Source organism: Streptomyces sp. NPDC003720 (assembly GCF_042875075.1).
In the GTDB taxonomy this organism is placed as follows: Bacteria; Actinomycetota; Actinomycetes; order Streptomycetales; family Streptomycetaceae; genus Streptomyces.
This window is the reverse complement of the sequence record NZ_JBIANZ010000001.1, coordinates 1,037,414-1,054,436: the sequence shown is the minus strand read 5'-3', so window position 1 is coordinate 1,054,436 and position 17,023 is coordinate 1,037,414. Positions and strand designations below refer to the sequence as shown.

General features: G+C 68.9%; 19 protein-coding genes. 9 read left to right on the top strand and 10 right to left on the bottom strand.

The genetic code is table 11. The features are described 5' to 3' along the window. Positions 1 to 180: 180 nt before the first annotated feature. Complete coding sequence (locus ACFYU0_RS05135; RefSeq protein WP_389297858.1) at positions 181 to 1,422, bottom strand: PP2C family protein-serine/threonine phosphatase; 1,242 nt, start codon at positions 1,420 to 1,422, stop codon at positions 181 to 183. Between the two features lie 54 nt (positions 1,423 to 1,476). Here ACFYU0_RS05135 and ACFYU0_RS05130 point away from each other — a divergent pair, with 54 nt between their 5' ends. Further along, complete coding sequence (locus tag ACFYU0_RS05130) at positions 1,477 to 1,656, top strand: hypothetical protein (RefSeq protein WP_389297856.1); 180 nt, start codon at positions 1,477 to 1,479, stop codon at positions 1,654 to 1,656. A 12-nt stretch (positions 1,657 to 1,668) separates the two neighbouring features. Here ACFYU0_RS05130 and ACFYU0_RS05125 read toward each other — a convergent pair whose 3' ends face one another. Then, positions 1,669 to 2,499: an alpha/beta hydrolase gene (locus tag ACFYU0_RS05125; protein WP_351663606.1), complete on the bottom strand. Its 831-nt coding sequence runs from the start codon at positions 2,497 to 2,499 to the stop codon at positions 1,669 to 1,671. A gap of 652 nt (positions 2,500 to 3,151) precedes the next feature. Between ACFYU0_RS05125 and ACFYU0_RS05120 the strand changes: the two genes are divergently transcribed. Both ACFYU0_RS05120 and ACFYU0_RS05115 read left to right on the top strand, forming a co-directional pair. Continuing rightward, positions 3,152 to 3,583, top strand: coding sequence for an Rrf2 family transcriptional regulator (locus ACFYU0_RS05120; RefSeq protein WP_351663605.1), 432 nt, complete (start codon positions 3,152 to 3,154; stop codon positions 3,581 to 3,583). Positions 3,584 to 3,725: 142 nt separating this feature from the next. Then, a complete protein-coding gene (locus ACFYU0_RS05115; RefSeq protein ID WP_389297853.1) occupies positions 3,726 to 4,475 on the top strand; it encodes a glucose 1-dehydrogenase in 750 nt (249 codons plus the stop codon). A gap of 363 nt (positions 4,476 to 4,838) precedes the next feature. Here ACFYU0_RS05115 and ACFYU0_RS05110 read toward each other — a convergent pair whose 3' ends face one another. Beyond that, positions 4,839 to 5,951 carry a hypothetical protein gene (locus tag ACFYU0_RS05110; protein ID WP_351663603.1) on the bottom strand — a complete coding sequence of 371 codons (1,113 nt, stop codon included), beginning with the start codon at positions 5,949 to 5,951 and terminating at the stop codon, positions 4,839 to 4,841. Positions 5,952 to 6,295: 344 nt separating this feature from the next. Between ACFYU0_RS05110 and ACFYU0_RS05105 the strand changes: the two genes are divergently transcribed. Continuing rightward, a complete protein-coding gene (locus ACFYU0_RS05105) occupies positions 6,296 to 6,502 on the top strand; it encodes a hypothetical protein (protein WP_351663602.1) in 207 nt (68 codons plus the stop codon). 36 nt (positions 6,503 to 6,538) lie between these two features. Here ACFYU0_RS05105 and ACFYU0_RS05100 read toward each other — a convergent pair whose 3' ends face one another. Beyond that, positions 6,539 to 7,105, bottom strand: a complete 567-nt coding sequence (locus ACFYU0_RS05100; RefSeq protein ID WP_389297850.1) for a TetR-like C-terminal domain-containing protein — start codon at positions 7,103 to 7,105, stop codon at positions 6,539 to 6,541. A 76-nt stretch (positions 7,106 to 7,181) separates the two neighbouring features. Between ACFYU0_RS05100 and ACFYU0_RS05095 the strand changes: the two genes are divergently transcribed. After that, entirely contained in the window at positions 7,182 to 8,465 is a 1,284-nt protein-coding gene (locus tag ACFYU0_RS05095; protein WP_389297848.1) for an MFS transporter, read from the top strand. Positions 8,466 to 8,609: 144 nt separating this feature from the next. On the opposite strand, the gene ACFYU0_RS05090 is transcribed toward ACFYU0_RS05095, so the two are convergent. Next, positions 8,610 to 8,960 carry a hypothetical protein gene (locus ACFYU0_RS05090; RefSeq protein ID WP_351663599.1) on the bottom strand — a complete coding sequence of 117 codons (351 nt, stop codon included), beginning with the start codon at positions 8,958 to 8,960 and terminating at the stop codon, positions 8,610 to 8,612. Between the two features lie 835 nt (positions 8,961 to 9,795). Here ACFYU0_RS05090 and ACFYU0_RS05085 point away from each other — a divergent pair. Then, the gene (locus ACFYU0_RS05085) at positions 9,796 to 10,122 is read left to right on the top strand and encodes a transcriptional regulator (protein ID WP_351663597.1); all 327 of its coding nucleotides are present in this window, start codon (positions 9,796 to 9,798) and stop codon (positions 10,120 to 10,122) included. A 207-nt stretch (positions 10,123 to 10,329) separates the two neighbouring features. On the opposite strand, the gene ACFYU0_RS05080 is transcribed toward ACFYU0_RS05085, so the two are convergent. Continuing rightward, the gene (locus tag ACFYU0_RS05080) at positions 10,330 to 11,211 is read right to left on the bottom strand and encodes an alpha/beta fold hydrolase (protein ID WP_351663596.1); all 882 of its coding nucleotides are present in this window, start codon (positions 11,209 to 11,211) and stop codon (positions 10,330 to 10,332) included. 211 nt (positions 11,212 to 11,422) lie between these two features. Here ACFYU0_RS05080 and ACFYU0_RS05075 point away from each other — a divergent pair, with 211 nt between their 5' ends. Then, positions 11,423 to 11,569 carry a hypothetical protein gene (locus ACFYU0_RS05075; RefSeq protein WP_389297845.1) on the top strand — a complete coding sequence of 49 codons (147 nt, stop codon included), beginning with the start codon at positions 11,423 to 11,425 and terminating at the stop codon, positions 11,567 to 11,569. 83 nt (positions 11,570 to 11,652) lie between these two features. On the opposite strand, the gene ACFYU0_RS05070 is transcribed toward ACFYU0_RS05075, so the two are convergent. After that, positions 11,653 to 12,219 carry a MarR family winged helix-turn-helix transcriptional regulator gene (locus ACFYU0_RS05070; RefSeq protein WP_389297844.1) on the bottom strand — a complete coding sequence of 189 codons (567 nt, stop codon included), beginning with the start codon at positions 12,217 to 12,219 and terminating at the stop codon, positions 11,653 to 11,655. Positions 12,220 to 12,262: 43 nt separating this feature from the next. On the opposite strand from ACFYU0_RS05070, the gene ACFYU0_RS05065 reads away from it, so the two are divergent. After that, positions 12,263 to 12,979: an SDR family oxidoreductase gene (locus ACFYU0_RS05065; RefSeq protein ID WP_351663594.1), complete on the top strand. Its 717-nt coding sequence runs from the start codon at positions 12,263 to 12,265 to the stop codon at positions 12,977 to 12,979. 76 nt (positions 12,980 to 13,055) lie between these two features. On the opposite strand, the gene ACFYU0_RS05060 is transcribed toward ACFYU0_RS05065, so the two are convergent. Next, a complete protein-coding gene (locus tag ACFYU0_RS05060) occupies positions 13,056 to 13,706 on the bottom strand; it encodes an FMN-dependent NADH-azoreductase (RefSeq protein WP_389297842.1) in 651 nt (216 codons plus the stop codon). Positions 13,707 to 14,007: 301 nt separating this feature from the next. Here ACFYU0_RS05060 and ACFYU0_RS05055 point away from each other — a divergent pair, with 301 nt between their 5' ends. Next, positions 14,008 to 14,895 carry a neutral zinc metallopeptidase gene (locus tag ACFYU0_RS05055; protein ID WP_389297840.1) on the top strand — a complete coding sequence of 296 codons (888 nt, stop codon included), beginning with the start codon at positions 14,008 to 14,010 and terminating at the stop codon, positions 14,893 to 14,895. A gap of 152 nt (positions 14,896 to 15,047) precedes the next feature. Here the strand turns inward: ACFYU0_RS05055 and ACFYU0_RS05050 are convergent, their stop codons facing one another. Both ACFYU0_RS05050 and ACFYU0_RS05045 read right to left on the bottom strand, forming a co-directional pair. Beyond that, a complete protein-coding gene (locus ACFYU0_RS05050; RefSeq protein WP_389297838.1) occupies positions 15,048 to 16,259 on the bottom strand; it encodes a PP2C family protein-serine/threonine phosphatase in 1,212 nt (403 codons plus the stop codon). Positions 16,260 to 16,552: 293 nt separating this feature from the next. Continuing rightward, positions 16,553 to 16,960, bottom strand: a complete 408-nt coding sequence (locus ACFYU0_RS05045) for an STAS domain-containing protein (RefSeq protein WP_351663590.1) — start codon at positions 16,958 to 16,960, stop codon at positions 16,553 to 16,555. Positions 16,961 to 17,023 lie beyond the last annotated feature (63 nt).

The window sequence follows — 17,023 nt, the reverse complement described above, 5'->3', positions numbered from 1 at the left end:
GCAGACCGACGCCGGCGAACAGATGGGTGCGGCCTGGGCGCGGCACCTCCCCGAGCGCGAGCCCGGATAGGGATTCGTCGATCGAGACGTGCCCGAAGTCACCCTCGGCCTGCTGGCGAAGACGGCGGCCGCGGGCACGGCTGAGCCCATCAGACGCGTCGGACTCCGCCCGGTACCGCGTCAGTGGGACTGGGAGCGCCATTCGAAGAGCAGGATGGTCGCATCGTCCCGGAGCTGATTGCCCTGGTAGTCAAGGATCGCGTGGATGAGCAGCCGCAGTACCTCTGCCGGGCGCTCGCCGGCAGCGTTGGACCGGATGATGAAGTCGGTGAATCGGTCGAGACCGAACTCCCCACCGCTCGCGTCCCGCGCCTCCACGACGCCGTCGCTGTAGAGCAGGACGCAGTCGTCTGGTTCGAGTTCCGTCTCCTGAACCTGCCGCGTTGCCGGGGCGAGTGGGCCGGCGAGCCCCAACGGTGGCTGCGGAGGACTGTCCAGTGCCCCGGGCAGTACCCTGCCCTTGCGGATCAGCAGTGGTGGTGGATGGCCGCAGTTCACCCAGCGCAACAGCCCGGTCTCGGCGTCGAATCGGCTCAGTACTCCGGTGCAGAAGTGGTCCGGTAGCCACTGGGCGAGTGCCTGATCGACGGAGCTGACGACGTCGACCAGGGCAGCTCCGGCGCGGCGGGCGTTACGCGCCGCGGCCATCGCGACCGATGCCGTCAGACCGGCGGTCAGATCATGGCCCATGGCATCGAGGATCGCGGTGTGCAGCTCGTTCTTGATCACCGAGTGATCGAAGGCATCACCGGCTATCTCATACGCCGGTTCGAGCACCGCTGTCGAAACGCATCTGCTGGAGCCGATGGTGCGCGGTGGCATGAAAGCACGCACCATCTCTGCGGGCAACTGCATGGGCGCGGTGCGGATGCGGGCGGCGAGCCAGTCGCTGTAGGCGCGCTTGGAGGTGATCAGCATCGCGAACAGATGGGCCAGCATACGGCTGCGGCGCATCAGCACGCTGTCGAGCGAGACGGTTCCGACACCCAGTACGCCGAGCCGCTCTGCGCCGTCGACGAGAGGTATCCATACCGTCAAGCTGGCGTCGGATTCTGCGACGCGCAGGGAGAGTGTGCGATAGGCCCAGCCGGCCGACGAGTGGTCCACCAGCAGCGGTTCTGATGTCTCGTCGAGTGGAATGAGTAGCCGTTGCTGCAGGTCGGCCAGGTAGATCTGCGCTGTGTCCAGTCCGACAGCCATGGCGCATTGGTCGGCCAGTGCAGGCAATTCGACCGGCAGCGCCGTTTGCGCCTCGGCTATCAGCTGCTCCAGCCGACTTTCATCCACTAGGGGCCCGGAACGGCCGGACCCGTGAGGCGGGTCCGACACGGGAATCACCCCTTCACTCCCCCAGTTTCGCATTGATCACGTCCTGTGACCCGTCGCTGCGCCGAGCATGCCCGTCTCGTGTCTGAGGTGCACCGTGCGCATGAGTACGCCCGCCACGAGCACGCCTACACCGTCGGCCGCCGCCTCGGCCTGGCGACCTCCGACATCCTGCCGGAGGCGCACAGTTCGGACCCGTCACGCGCCACACTGGTGTTCACGGTGGCGGGGGCGGCGTTCATGCTGCTGGTGATCAGCCTGACCGGCTGATCGTCGGGCCGGCTATGCCTTGAGGAAGTCGAGGATGACGGGGTTGAGGACGTCCGGGTGGACGGACAGCATCCCGTGCGGGTACCCCTCGTAGGTCTCCAGGGTCGCGTTCCGCAGGATCTCCGCACTCTTCGGTCCCGCATCCGCGTAGGGCACGACCTGGTCGTCGGTGCCGTGCATGACGAGCACCGGGATGTCGATCTTCTTCAGGTCCTCGGTGAAGTCCGTCTCGGAGAACGCCTTGATGCACTCGTAGTGCGCGTTCGCGGCGCCCATCATCCCCTGCGCCCACCACCGGCCGATGAGTCCCTGGTTCGCCTCGGCGCCAGGCCGGTTGTAACCGTAGAAGGGCCCGGATGCCACGTCGATGTAGAACTGGGCGCGGTTGGCGGCGAGCCCGGCGCGCAACTCGTCGAAGGCCTCTATCGGGGTCCCCTCGGGGTTGCTCTCCTTCTTGACCATGACGGGCGGCACCGCCGACGCGATCACCGCCTTGGAGACGCGGCCGGGCTCGGCCCGCGCCACGTAGTGGACCACCTCACCGCCTCCGGTGGAGTGCCCGATGTGCACAGCGTCCCGCAGATCCAGCGCGTCGGTCAGGGCGGCCACGTCCGCGGCGTAGGTGTCCATCTCGTGGCCCGACGACGGCTGGCTGGAGCGCCCGTGACCACGACGGTCGTGTGCGATGACCCGGTAGCCCTTGTAGAGGAAGTACAGCAGCTGGTTGTCCCAGTCCACGTGGCTCAGGGGCCAGCCGTGGTGGAAGACGAGCGGTGTCGCGTCCCTCGGCCCCCAGTCGACGTAGAAGATGCTCGTACCGTCCGCGGTGGTGACCGTGCTCATGGTGTATCCCTTCCGAGCGTTGGTTCGGTTTCTTCCGCGCTTCTGCCGTGCGCCCCGCGCTCTGCCGGTGGGCGGGCGGCCGACCGGAGCCCGGCCCCGTGCAGCCGCTTGCCCGGGGTGGCTTCATGTGGGGGAAGTCAGCCGACGGACTCGCGCTTTCCCGTGAAACGTTGATGGAGTTGCCGGCGCTGTCGGGGACGGCGGCGCAGACAGTGACGTCCGCCAAGCCCTGTTCGTCCTGACGTCGATCACGTCGAAACTCTCCCCGCGATGTCACAAGCCTGAGACCCGCTGCCACTAGCCCACGGACACGACGTTACTGAAGGTTGCGATGACGTTGCGCAAGGTAAGCGTGGAGCGGTCGGAGTTCCTCATGGCGATCGTCACTTCTGTGTCGTTGGCGGCGTCTTCCCGCCATGCCGGCGCCGGCCGCTCCGCACAGCGGCGGCTGGCGCGCGGGCCAGCCGTACCGGGCACCTTTCCAGGGTGCGTCCGTCCGTCAGAGGCGGCAAATCCGCAGGCGGGGCGCGAGCCGCGAGCTGATGAGACCGTGGACGGGGGCGGTGCAGGCGGGGCTCCGCCCGCAGTGTCGTCGGCATCGTTTGACGAGCCTGGGTGTAACAACTATGGTTACTTCCAAGGAGGTGGTGATGTGGCGGGCAACAGTCAGCTCACCGTGGCGGCACACGCGCTGACGTGGATCGAGCTGCACCGTCGGATCGGGGACGGAAACGCGACGTCCGAGGGGATCGCGGGCAGCGTCAACACCAACCCCGTCGTGATCCGCCGACTGCTCGGCCGGATGCGCGACGCCGGACTGGTGCACTCGCGACGCGGCGCCGAGGCGGGGTGGGTGCTCGCCAGACCTCTGGAGGACATCACCCTGCGGCACGTGTACGAGGCGATCGAGCCGCCACCGCTGTTCGCCATGCACCGCTCGGACCCCAACCTCGGCTGTCCGGTCGGTTCCGGTATCCAGCCTGCGATGCGCCCGGTGTACGCCCGTGTCGAAGAAGCCGTCCGCACCGAGTTGGACCGGATCACGCTGGCCGACGTCCTGCGGGACGTCCTGGCGTCTCGGTAACTCTCGGGAATCGCTTCACACTCCCCCTGCGAGACCGGCTCAGCGAACCGCCGGCAACCTCTCCGCGTCGGGCCCTGCCGGGCAAGCGACGTAACCGACCTTCGAGGCCAGTCATGGCCGTAATTGAACTGGAGTTCCAATCATGGGACAGCTTGACGGAAAGACCGCCGTGGTCACCGGTGGCAACAGCGGCATCGGACTGGCCAGCGCCAAGCGCTTCGCCGCCGAGGGCGCGCACGTGTTCATCACCGGCCGACGGCAGGAGGCACTGGACGCCGCACTGGCCGAGATCGGCCAGAACGCCACGGCCGTCCGCAGCGACGTCTCCGACCCGGCCGACATCGACCGGCTCTACTCCGTCGTCGCCGACCAGGGGCGGCGCGTGGACGTGCTGTTCGCCAACGCGGGCGGCGGTGAGTTCTCCACCCTGGAACAGGTCACCGAGCAGCACTTCGACACCACCTTCGGCATCAACGTGCGCGGCACGCTCTTCACCGTCCAGAAGGCGCTGCCCCTGCTGAACGACGGCGCGTCGGTCATCCTCACCGGCTCCACCGCGGCGACCTCCGGTGGCGAGGCGTTCGGCGTCTACGCCGCGTCCAAGGCCGCCATCCGATCGTTCTCCCGGACCTGGGCCAACGAGCTCAAGCACCGGAGGATCCGCGTCAACACCCTCGTCCCCGGCCCCATCGAGACTCCCGGCAACGCCGGCCTCGCCCCCGACGCGGACGACGCCGCCAAGCTGTGGGGCTTCTTCGCCAGCCAGGTGCCGCTGGGCCGCATGGGTCGCCCCGACGAGGTGGCCGCCGCCGCCCTCTTCCTCGCCAGCGACCAGAGCAGCTTCGTCACCGGCACAGAACTCTTTGTCGACGGCGGCCTCAACCAGATCTGAAGCACAGACACGACCCAGGCGCACCAGCAGTCGGTGCGCGAGGGCCGGTTCCGTCATAGCGGACCCCGCCACGATGGGACCGATGTCGTACTGGGGCCGTGGCTCCGTTGGGAGCGACTCACCGCTGCCACGACATGAGGCCTGAGCATCGTGGAAGGTCTGCCCTTCACATGGGCACCGGCACATGGGCACCGACCCGCCTGGCGGATGACCAGGCCGATCCACTTGCCACCGTCGCGCCCGCCGCCGTCCTTGACCCGGTCGATCGCGCGAGGGTGGGAACCGCTCGGTCGAGGAGGGCGCGCGGCCGTGGCGTTCGGTACAGGGGCCCCGGGCGTCCCCCTTGGAAGCGAGGACGCTGACCTATCCCGCGGTAGAGGGCCCCTTCGGCTGTCCTTCCGCGGGCTTTCGGTCGGCAGGGCGACGCGGCGGGATCGGATCGCCGGGAAAGTCACGAGGGCCGCTCCAGAGTGCGGGAACGGCGTCGCAGCGGCGGCACAGCTCGTAGGCCATCGCCTCGTAGTTGACGCGCCAGCCCTTGAAATGCGGCCAAGCCTCCTTTGGTGTCCGCTCACTGCGGAAGCCGGCTGACTCCAGCATGCTCACGGCTTCGTTGAACTCGGCGAAAGTGAGTTGGATGGTCTCGTCCGGCGTGGGGTCTTCGTCGAAGGGGATACGCAAAGCGCGGGCGATGTCGCGCAGCGCAGTGAAGCCGGCTCTAAGTGCCAACCGGGCTTCCGGCGGGGCGAGGCGTGGGTCCAAGGCGAGCTGCAAGGCCGCTGCATCCATGACGGCGACGAGTCCGACCAGCCAACTCCGGTGCGGACGCGGGGAACGGAATGTCAGCAGAATGGGATATGCAGAATGACTCTCCCCGATATCAGAGGCCAGGCGTTCCCAGGCGGTGTAGAGCGTGGGGAGAGCGCTTTCGGTGTCGACCAGCCACTGCCGGGCGAGGATCTCCGGTCCCCAGGCCGGTTCACTGGCCCGCGCCTGCAGCAGAGTCACCTCGACTTCCCGACGGTTGTACGCGGCGTAGAGGGTGGGCAGGTAGGCGATTTGCAAGGCGATCAGGATCGGTCCGGTGGCCGCGGCGAGGAAGTCGAGCGCCGAGAGCCGCAGCCGTGCGCCACTGGCAAAACCGAGTGTGAACAGGCTGGACCCTGCCTCGAGCAACGCGGTGGTCCAGGAAAGCGGGGACAAGGCGTACAGCAGTAGCGCGAATCCGAGCAACGCGCCGACCAGCCAGGCGGCGAGCATGCCGATGAGCATCAGCGGGGCGAGCCAGGTCTGAGCACGGTCGACTGACGCGTAGTCCTTGTGCACGGTGCTGAGCCGGAGAATTCGCCGCAGCACCCACCAGAGTTGGAAGACCAATGCCGAATAGAGGCCTCGGGGCACCACAAGGGTCTTGAGGATGCTGCTTAGGACCAGCACAAGTACCAGTACACCGGCCACACCGGAGATGTATTCCATGGATCCCTCTTTGCGCCATCCGACGTGATCCAAGCTGAGCCGAGTGGGGGCAGTGCGGTTCTTCAGCGCCTTCGGCACGACGCAGAGGAAGGGAGCCACGCCGAGCCGGTGGGTTTGCGATATGACCAAGCATGCGTCACCGCGTCTAGCAGTGTATGACGTGGCGGTGGCGGTCGACGGCATGCCAACGGCGCGCTCCGCGGCAACTGGTGCACACCCTTTTCGAAGCTGCGGCGAGCCACGGCCCTGTGTCGGAGTGCGGCCTTCACCCCGCACCGCGCGCTTGCGGCAAGGGGCGCATCCGCGTCGCCTCCCACCGCGGAAGTCACGGCAGGAGGTGGAGGATGGAACAGTTCGGCTTCCTACCGCGGCATGTCCTGGAGGTGACGTACGCGCGATGCGTCCGGTGTCGCTTCATGGGACGCGTGATCATGGCCGACGAGGACAGCGCGTCGGTCTTCGACGATGCCCGAACTCATGCCCGTGGACACCATGCCGCGGCTTCCATGGCCGGAGTCGAGATCGTCTGGGACGTCATCCCCGCACTGTGACTCCGGGCAGCGCTGCCGCACTCCGGGCGCAGCCTCTCAGGCAGCCTTGAGTGTGGCCAGGTACGTCGTCACCATCGCTCGTGTCCAGTCAGCGGAGGCGGGCTCGGGAGTGAAGACGGCGCGGTAGTAGAGCGGGCCGAGGAGGAAGTCGGCGGCGCTTTCCACGTCGAGCACCGGCCCCCCTCTGTCGTGTTCGCGCTGAAGGATGGCACCGAGTTGGCGGTGGCGGTCCTCGACGCACGCGCAGCCGCCCGCCGGGCCGGAGCCGATGGTCGCCCGCATGAGGGCGAGCGTGTCGGGGTCGGCGACGTCGGTGGCCACGTCCGCCAGCCAGCGCTGCAGGTCGTCGGCGAGTGAGCCGGAGTCAGGGACGACCAGGTCGTCCGTGAAGCGACTGGTGGCGACGTCGTTGAGCAGTTGGGCGGCCGACCCCCAGCGTCGGTAGAGGGTGGTGGGGTGCACGCCGGCGCGTGCGGCCACCGCGGGAAGGGTCAAGGTCTCCGCCTCCTCTTCGGCGAGGAGTTCCGCGACGGCGCTATGTACGGCCGCCCGCACCTTCGCGGAGCGGCCACCGGGACGTACTTGAGTCGAAGCATCAGCCATGGGGAAATTATCGCACTGATCGTTGCGTTAGTGGTAGGGTCGCTAACGCATCGATCACTGCTTTTGGAGGCGCTTCGTGTCAGGCCCTGCCCCGTCCCAGATCCAGTCGCCCCCTCTGGCCCCCACGCGAAGGCCCCTGCCCGACAGAGGCCGACGGCAGCTGAGCCGTCCTGTCGCCTTCGCCACGCTCTCCTCGGTATTCGTGCTTTTCATGGCCGCCTCCAGTGCGCCCTCCCCGCTCTACGTCGTCTACCAGCGGCAGTGGCACTTCTCCGCCACCACGCTCACCACGGTCTTCGCCGTCTACGTGATCGGCATGATCGGGGCGCTCCTCGTCCTCGGCGCCCTGTCGGACCACCTCGGCCGCCGGCCGGTGCTGCTCTCCGCGATCGCGCTCGAGGCGGTGTCGATGGCACTGTTCCTCGACGCGGACGACGTCGGCCTGCTGCTCACGGCGCGACTGGTCCAGGGCATAGCCACCGGGGCCGCCATGACCACCCTCGGCGCCGCCCTGTCCGACCTCAACCCCTCGCACGCCCCGCACCGCGCAGGGCTCGTCACGGGAACCGCACCCACCTTCGGGCTCGGACTCGGCTCGTTGGGATGCGGACTCCTCATCCAGTACGGGCCGCACCCCACGCGACTCGTGTACGTTCTGCTGCTCCTCGCGCTGGTGGCCGCCGGCGCTGTGCTGTCGGCTCTGCCGGAGACCTCGACGCGGCGCCCTGGCGCCGCCCGCTCGCTCCAGCCACGCCTCCGCATTGCGCCGCACCTGCGGGCGGATCTGCTGAGCCTGGTGCCGATCCTCATCGCCAGCTGGGCGCTCGGCGGCCTCTACCTCTCCCTGGGCCCGTCCGTCGCCGTCGGCCTGTTCGGCCTCTCCAGCCACGTCGTCGGCGGCCTGGTGGTCACCATGCTGACCGGCCCTGCCTTTCTCACCGCCCTCACTCTGCGCGGCTGGCCCGTCGGACGGACCCTCGCCGTCAGCGCCACCCTGCTCCTGGTCGGCACGGCCATCGCCCTGACCGGCGTGGAGGAGCACATCCTGATCGCGGCGGCGGTCGGTACCGCTGTCGCGGGTGTCGGCTTCGGCGGCTCCGCCCTGGCCAGCTTCGGCACCTTGGCCCGGATAGCCCGGCCCGCCGAGCGCAGCGAACTGCTCTCCGTGGCCTTCGCGATCTCCTACCTGGCCTTCAGCATCCCTGCGGTGATCGCCGGCGTCGCCGCCGCTCGCGCGGGCCTGAAGGAAACGTTCGTCATCTACGCGGCGACGGTCGTCGCCCTCTGCGCCCTCGCACTCCTCGCCCAGCGTCTGCGCTCGGCCCGCAGGCCGGCCATCGGCAGCGTTCCCCAGGCATGAGGGACCGCCGGTCTGCGGACGTCTCGGAACCCCACGGCACCTCCTCCCGCTCTGCGCCCCCAGGCCCACACCCATCCGCGAAGGGGGTATCGCCGCCCACACCGCGACCTGCTTGGGCGTAAAGGGCCAGCCGGTGTGAGCCTCTCACCCACCCGAACAAGCGGCTCGGTAGACGGCGATGAGGACGGTCAGGCGCGGGTTGAACCCCTCTGCCTCCTGCAGGGCCGGATCAGGCATCGGGTCGTCGACCGCATAGCCGAGGGCGGGGTATCCGGTGACGTGCCCACGCAAGGCGTCCAGGTGATCGAGGAGAGCAGCGCGGCGAGCCTGCTCGGGGTTCAGTGAGCGCAGCCACGCGAGGCGCTCCGCCGTGGTCTCGGGGCGCGGGGGCAGGCCGCGACGGATTCCGTCGGCCCGCCTGGTGAGGATGCTCCACACGGGCATGCGCAGCGCGGCGACCAGTGTCTCGGGTGCGACCTCCACGGCGGGCGTCATGCTCCCCACAGTCGCAGCGGCCGTTGACGGCGCGAGGCAGCCCGCGCACCAGATCAGTCGTCCGTGGTGCGCTCTTGGTGCAGTCGGCTCAGCCGAGCGTTCCTGAGCACAGGCGGCCGGCCGTCAAGCAGCCAGGCCGGACGGCGAACGGGTCCGGCCCACCCCGCCGAGAGCGGGCCGGGACGGACCGTCTCATCGCCGTGGTGTCTGTGAAGGGGACGTGGGGGAATCCGGCTGACGCCGCATGACGAAGTGGTGCAGGCGGTGCCTGAAGGTGGAGGCACCGCCTGCTGGTGTTGCTGGGGGTGGGTCGCCGGACGGCGTGCTCGAGCGCGACTTGCCCGCCGACACGGAAGCGGCACCGATGGCCCGTGACACCGTCAGACACACCGCACTGCGACATGCCCGCACGGTCAACGAGACGGGGCGCGGTCTCTTCATCGTGACCAGCCTCGCCCAAAACTGGGGCACCCGGCATCACGAGGACGGCAAGACCGTGTGGGCTGAACTGCCCGCGGGCCCCATCGGCGCGAGGCGATGTGATCTGGCTCCCCTGCGAACGGTTCCGTCACCGTGTCCGCGCTCACCGGCCGCTACCACCTACGGCACAGCGCTGCCAGCAGGAAGCACTCTGTGGTGCATCCGGTGCGCGGGCGCAGGTGGAAGAGAGGTCGACAGATCGTGCTGCAAGGCCCGTGCGGCCTCATCCGCGGGACCACGGCCGACAGCGGCCGCGCCCTTGACTGCTGGCCGCATCAGAAGGCTTACGACGCAAAGGCCGAACATGGTTAATGATCGCCCTATCAGGTGGGGGTTTTTCACCAACCACGCCCGCGTGTTCCTGGCCATCGCACGCGACCCCGACATCCGTCTGCGCGACATCGCCGTCGGATGCCACATCGCCGAACGCACCGCGCAGAGCATCGTCGCGGACCTGGAGCGGGCGGGCTACGTCAGCCGTGAGCGCCATGGGCGCCGCACGCGTTACACGCTCCGCCGGGACGGCCTGCTCCACCATCCAGCGGAGGCTCATCTGTCTCTGGGGGAACTGTTGGACGTCTGCTTTCCGCGCCAGCGTCACCCCGACGATCCCGGGCGGTGCGCGGTAGGGGCAGCCGACCCGTCCCTCGCTCCCTCGCGGCATCTCGACGGGTTGCGCTGACCGATCGCAGTCGAGTCTTCTCTTGGGCAGAAGGTGCAGCGATGAATCTGCCCGAACGCCTACGCCAAGCGGTAGAGCACCCGATCTCCTCGGACGCTTTCGCCGGGCAAGGGAGTGGCAGCGTCCGCCATCCGGCGGGACCGGGGCGGAGAGCCGCAAGACGGCACGATTGCCGCAGGTCGGCCCGGACCCAATGCGGTGCCTCCATCACGCCGGCTGGTGTCGCCCGCGGCTGTTCCACTCGTAGTCTTCGGCGGCGTTGACGATGAGATTCTTGACCGCTGCGGGCTGCGAGATGAGCGAGACATGCGAAGCGTTGATTTCCACTGTCTTGCGAGCCTTGGCCCTGCGGGCTTCGAAACGCTCCAGGTCGGGATTGATCGCCCGATCCTGCTTGCCGACAAGTACGTATACCGGCTTGTCGCGCCAGGCAGCGCGGGTGAGCTTGTCCGTGAAAGCCGACGCCGCGATCGGTCGCTGAGACGCGGCGAGCACGTCGGTCCGGTTGGTGGGCAGGTCGGCTGCGAAGACCTGGCGGAACTTGGCGGTCTGGACATAGACGTCCGTACCGGCGCTGCCGGCACCGTTGCTGAAGGGCACCTGCCTCAGCGCTTGCGACAGGAGCGGCGGCGCGAACTTCGCGGAAAGGGTGGTGAACGATTCCCCGGCATCGGGCATGATCGCGTTGATGTACACCAGCGCCTTGACGTTGTCGTTGCCGGCGGCGGCCTGCGAGATGACCGCGCCGCCGTAGGAATGACCCGCAAGCACGATCGGCCCCTTGACCGACTTCAGCAGGCTCGCCAGATAGCTCGAGTCCTGCGGGACACCGCGCAGTGGGTTGGCCGGCGCGATGACCTTGTAACCGTTCTCCTGTAGTTGCTTGACCACGCCGCTCCAACTGGAGGCATCGGCGAAAGCGCCGTGCACCAGTACGACGGTCGGCTTCTCGTTGGGAGACTCACCGCTCGGCCCCCCGGCTTGGGCCGACACAGCTGCGAGTACGGTCGCGGTTCCCGATATCGCCAGGAACGCGGCGCCCCAGCGAACAGCTTGTACGGACCGACGCGGCTCACCAGATACGCCCATGTCACTCCTTCGCCACGAGGGCGCCGGACGACGCCCAGGGACAACAGGATTCAGGCCCCTCCCCCACGCGAGCCACACACGGATGGCATTCGAGTGGACACATAGCGTTACGGCGACCCTGTCATCCACTTCTGCCGTGGCGGACGGGAAGCGCGGCGTCGGCGCCGAGTTGCGACCCCGACGCACACGACGCCCGCCCCCACGCCATGCAATGAGAGACACCACACTCGAAGCCCGCTGGTCGTACGTGGACACCACCCTGCCCAAGGGCACGACCATCTACTACCGCGTGACCGCCACCCTCGCCGACGGCACGGTGACGGCCGCCCGCGAGACGGCGATCGCCTCGGTGGACTAGCTCCGGCCAGGGGAAGCAGTTGGGACGCCCGGCTTGGATTCCCGGCCGAGCGCCCCTGCTTGCCGCCGCTGCATGCGGCCGGTTCAGCGCTCCTCGGGGGCCGTGCGCCGGCGGACGTCGGCCATCAGCTTGTCCAGCAGGGTGATGAACGCGGTGCGTTCGTGTGTCGACAGGCAGCTGACGAGTGTGGCCTCCCGGCCGAGTACGGCGTCGACGGACCGTTCGATGAGCGCGTGGCCTTCGGGCGTGAGGTTCACCAGGACGGTTCGCCGGCCGGTGGCCCCCGGCGCCCGCCGGACGAGACCGTCGCGTTCGGCCCGGGCGACGCGTTGAGAGATCGCGCCGGCGGTCACCAGCGTCCTCGCGGCGATCTCGCGGGTGCTGAGGGCGTAGGGCGGCCCTGACCGGCGGATGACGGACAGCAGGTCGAGGGTGGCCGCGTCGATCCCCGCCTCTCGCAGCACCCGGTTGCGGTCGTCGGCGAAGAGCTTGGCCAGCTGCCACACGGGGGTGACGATCTCGATCGATTCGGTCGGGGTGCCCGGCCGTTCCCGCCGCCAGGCCGCGGCGATCCCGGCGGCGCGGGAGTGGTCGGTGGCGGGGTCCCCCGATGCGGCGGCGTCGGACACGATGCGATCCCCTGTCATCATCCTCTATGTTTAGGCCTAAACGTAGCAGTGAACGGGAGGACCCTTGAACCGCACCGTGCTCATCACCGGAGGAGCCAGCGGCATCGGCCGTGCCGTCGCCCAACGGTTCGCCGCCGACCAGGCAGAGGTCTTCGTCACCGGCCGCACCCCCGACACCGTCGAACAGACCGCCAAGGAACTCGGCGTGCACGGCGTCGTCTGCGACGCGACCGACCCCGGGCAGGTCGAGGCGCTCGCCGCCCGGCTCGACGAGCTGGACGTGCTGGTCAACGCCGCCGGCGGCCTGCCTCAGACGACCTCCGGCGAAGAATCCGCACTCGAGGCGCTGCTCGCCCAGTGGCACGCCAGCCTGGCGCAGAACCTGCTCACCGCGGTGCTGACCACCACCTCGGTCCAGGACAAGCTCACCGGCGGCAGCTCCGTCATCAGCATCGGCTCGATCGGCGCCGAACGCCGAGGCGGATCCTACGGAGCGGCCAAAGCCGCCCTGGGCGCGTGGAACGCCTCGCTGTCCGCCGAACTCGCCCCCCAGGGCATCACCTGCAACGTCATCTCCGCGGGCTACATCGCCGGCACCAACTTCTTCCACGGCCAGCTGAGCGACGAACGCCACCGCGCCCTGGTGGAGGAGACACACAACAAGCGACCCGGCACGGTCGACGACATCGCCGAGACGGCCCTCTTCCTCGCCTCCCCAGGGGCCCGCCACCTCACCGGCCAGACCATCCACGTCAACGGAGGCGCCTTCACCACACGGTGAGGCCGGCCCTGGACGGACGGCGGGACCCCCGGGTCCGCCCCTACACCACCGACCAGGAACGGGCCGAAGCCCCCACCTAGGCGGCCAGCCGTGTCGCCAACTCCTCGGCCTGGGACGAGGCGGCGGCGAGGGCCTCGGTGCGGGAGGCTTCGAAGAGCGGGACCAGGTCGGCCATCGCGGGGACGGTCGGGGCCAGGGTCAGCTCCGGGACGATGAAGCTGACGTTCAGGCCGAGACCGCCACCGAGGGCCTGCCGCAGGTAGCTCTGCACGTAGTCATTGCCGTACTGCGGAGTTCCTTTCTGGTACGACCCACCGCGGCTGGTCACGACCACGGCCGGCTTGCCCGCGAGCGAGGGATGCTCGGTCATCGCGGTGCGGCCCACGACAAAGACATGGTCGATCCAGGCCTTCAGCGTCGAGGGAATGGAGTAGTTGTACATCGGGGCGCCGAGAAGGATCACATCCGCCGCCTCGGCCTCCTCGACCAGCCGGGCGCGCAGGGCGAAGGCGTCCCTCTGCTCCGGGGACCGGTCGGCGGGGGCGACATACCCGGCGTAGTAGGCGTCGGCCCGCAGGTGGGGCACGGGGTCTGCGTCGAGATCCCGGTGGATCACGGTGCCGTGAGGATGCCGGCTCTCCCATACCTCGCGGAAGGCGGTGGTCACAGCGCGGGAGTGCGAGTTCTCACCGTTGAGGGAGGTGTCGATGTGCAGCAGCGTGGCCATGCCGGTTCTCCTGGACGTCGGACGAAGGGCTGCCGTTGCGCGGCCGCCCCGTGATGCCCAACAGCCTGCTTCCTCAAGCATGGTTGAGGTCCAGAACCTGTGATCCACATCACCGGCCCTCCGGAGTCGGCGAGTGCGCCTGCTCGGGCCGTGCCGATCTCGTCGCCCTCGTGCACATCCCGTAGATCGTCGCGGGACGGCCGAGCCGCCAAGGTTGTCCGGGATGGAGATGTCCTCGTACGGGGTAGGCGAGCGGGACGACGCGGGGTGGTCCGGCGCGCTGCTTGAGGGAGGTCAACGTATGCGATTCGACGACGATGCTGCTCTGGACACGTCCGAGGTCGAGGACGGGCGGGGAGGTGCGCTGGGCGGGATCCCGGGCGGCGGGAAGACCATCGGCGGGGGGCTGGTCGGGCTCGTGGTACTGGTCGCGTCCGTGCTCTTGGGCGTCGACCCCGGCATGTTCAGTTCGGGCAGCAGCGACACGGCCTCGTCCGGCGAGTCGGCCGCGGACCTCGCGGCGGACTGCCGGACCGGTGCCGACGCCAACCGCAAGGAGCAGTGCCGGATCGTCGCCGTGGTCGACAGCGTGCAGGCGTTCTGGAAGCAGACGGAGACAGCCGCCGGCAAGCCCTACCAGCAGGCCCCCACGTTCCTGTTCAGCGGCAGTGTGAACACCGGCTGCGGGAACGCGACTTCCGACGTCGGCCCCTTCTACTGCTCAGCCGATGACAAGGTCTACCTCGACCTCGGCTTCTTCAACGACCTGAGCAGCAAGTTCGGCGCCAAGGGCGGTCCGTTCGCCGAGGCCTACGTCATCGCGCACGAATACGGCCACCACTTCCAGGACCTCAGCGGAACGATCTCCCGCGGCAGCGGAGAAGGCCAGAACAGCGGCTCGGTGAAACTCGAGTTGCAGGCGGACTGCTACGCCGGAGTGTGGGCCCACCACGCCACCACCACCCCCGACCCCAAGAGCGGTAGGCCACTGATCACCGAGCTGACGAAGGACGACATCAACCGCGGGCTGGACGCGGCCGCCGCCGTAGGAGACGACCGTATCCAGCAGCGCTACCAGGGCAAGGTCACTCCGGACACCTGGACCCACGGCTCCGCGAGCCAGCGCCAGCAATGGTTCTCCACCGGCTACCGCTCCGGCCGCGTCGCCAACTGCAACACGTTCAGCTGACCGTACTGAGAAGCACGGTGGGCGGATGGGAGAGGCGGCCCGGGGGCCCTCGGGGTGGTCAGCCTCACTGTGGGCAGGTACACCGCAGCCCACCCCAGCCGTCCACCACCGAGGGCCCCCTATGCCCCGCCGGCCGAACGAGCCCTTCCTGATCACTTGGCGGGAACTGCTGCCCCTCCGTTGCTGCGCCGCTGCCCGGTACGGCTGCCGTGCCAGTCCAGGACCAATGCGGTGGCATCGTCGGCCAGTGATCCCCGGCACGCGGTGAGGACCGCCGCTGTCAGGGCCCGGACCACTTCGCGCGGATGCTGGTCGCGGGTGTCGCTGATGAGGGCGGGCAGGTCCACGGCGGCCGCGCCACGTTCCCGCATGCCGTCGGTGAGCAGCACCAGGCGGTCGCCCGGCTCCAGCCGCAGCCGCTGCACCTCGTAGCTGACGGGGGCGGGCACGCCGAAGGGCAGGTTGACCCTGAGGGGCAGTTCCTCCACCCGGCCTTCGCGCAGCCGCAGGGGCCAGGGGTGGCCGGCGTTGATCAGCTCGCCGGCCCCGGTGTCCAGTGCGATGCGTAGCAGTTGGCCGGTGGTCATGCCGCGGCCGTGGCGGGTGAGTGCCTGGTGTGCGGCGTCGGCCTGCTCGACGATGCTCTGCCCGGCGCGGCGGGCGCCGCGCAGGGCGTTCACGGTGAGCGTGGCCAGCAGCGCGGAGGCGGTGTCGTGGCCCATCGCGTCGGTGATCGACAGGTGGAGGGTGTCCTGGTCGAGGGCGTAGTCGTAGGTGTCGCCGCCGATGTCGTCGGCCGGGGCGAGGCTGCCGGCCAGGGTGAAGTGCGCTCCCTCGCAGCAGGACGCCGAGGGCAGCAGCTGGTGCTGGATCTCCGCGGCCAGACTCATCGTGGTGGTGCGCCGACCCCAGTGATAGAGGTCGGTGAAGCGGCGGTCGGTGACCACGATGTAGGCCAGCGCGTGCGCGGCCTGTCCCACCGCCTCGCGCACCGCGTCGTCCGCGTGCGGCACGAGCAGGTCCAGTACGCCGATGCAGTCACCGCGGTTCGTCACCGGCGCCACCAGCCGACAACCGTCTTCCCCGTCGGCTTCCTGGTGCAGCCGCTGGGAGCGCAGCACACGCTCGTAGACGCTGCCCGCCAGATCGATGCGCTGCGCCTCGCCCCGCGCCTGCCCGGCCGTGCCGGCCCTCGGCAGGCGGACGGCCTCCCGCCCGACCATGTCAACGAACCAGAGCGACACCTCCGAAGCGGAGAACCGCTTCTCCAGGTTCCGGGCGACCACGTCCACCGACTCCACCGGCGCGGCGTCCTCCGCCGCACCCAACACCTCGTCCAGGCCCAAGCCGACATCCTCGGCCACAGCCACCTCCCAATCCACCCGGTCCACTCCATCCGCCTTCCCCGGCAATAGGGAAACCGGATGCGTGAGATTCGAGCAGTTGAGAAGGGAGCGGCCGGTCGTCCAATCGGCGTAGGCCTGAACGTCCGACCGGGCGCGTACCTGTGGGCGTTGATCACCAGCTCACCGATCACCAACTGAGTCGGATCCATGGCACACTGCGACACCGGCAGATGCTGATCGGCCCGGACGCAAGCGAGGAAGTCGGCGGTCAAGTGGCCGCCCCGAACAGCGGCGCCGCTGACGTGGTTTCGCTATCGATGCGCCGTGTCGCGCGCTACGCGATCAGGCTCCTCGTCCTTCCGGCCGAGCAGGGCCTCACAGGCCGCGTCCGCGGTGTCGAATATCCGGCAGGTCATACCGACCCCGGTCAGGTCGAGCACACGTCGTACCACTTCGCTGGGCGCGGCCAGAGATACGGATCCGTCGACGTTCCGCATCTCGTTGACGGTCCGCACGATGACACGCAGCCCGGAGGAGTCCATGAACGGCACGTTCGCCAGGTCCAGCACCAGGTGACGTCGTCCGTGCACCACCTGGCCGGCCAACTGGTGCTGAAGGACGAGGCCGATGTCGGCGTCGAGCTCTCCACTCACGGTGATGATCGCGGCGTCGGAGCTGATCACGGCCACCTCGACACCCAGACCTGCTGGTTCGCTCACAAGTTCTCCTCAGACGGGCCTTACACGGCAGCAGCCCAACTACCCCGTCCGGCGACGTTCATT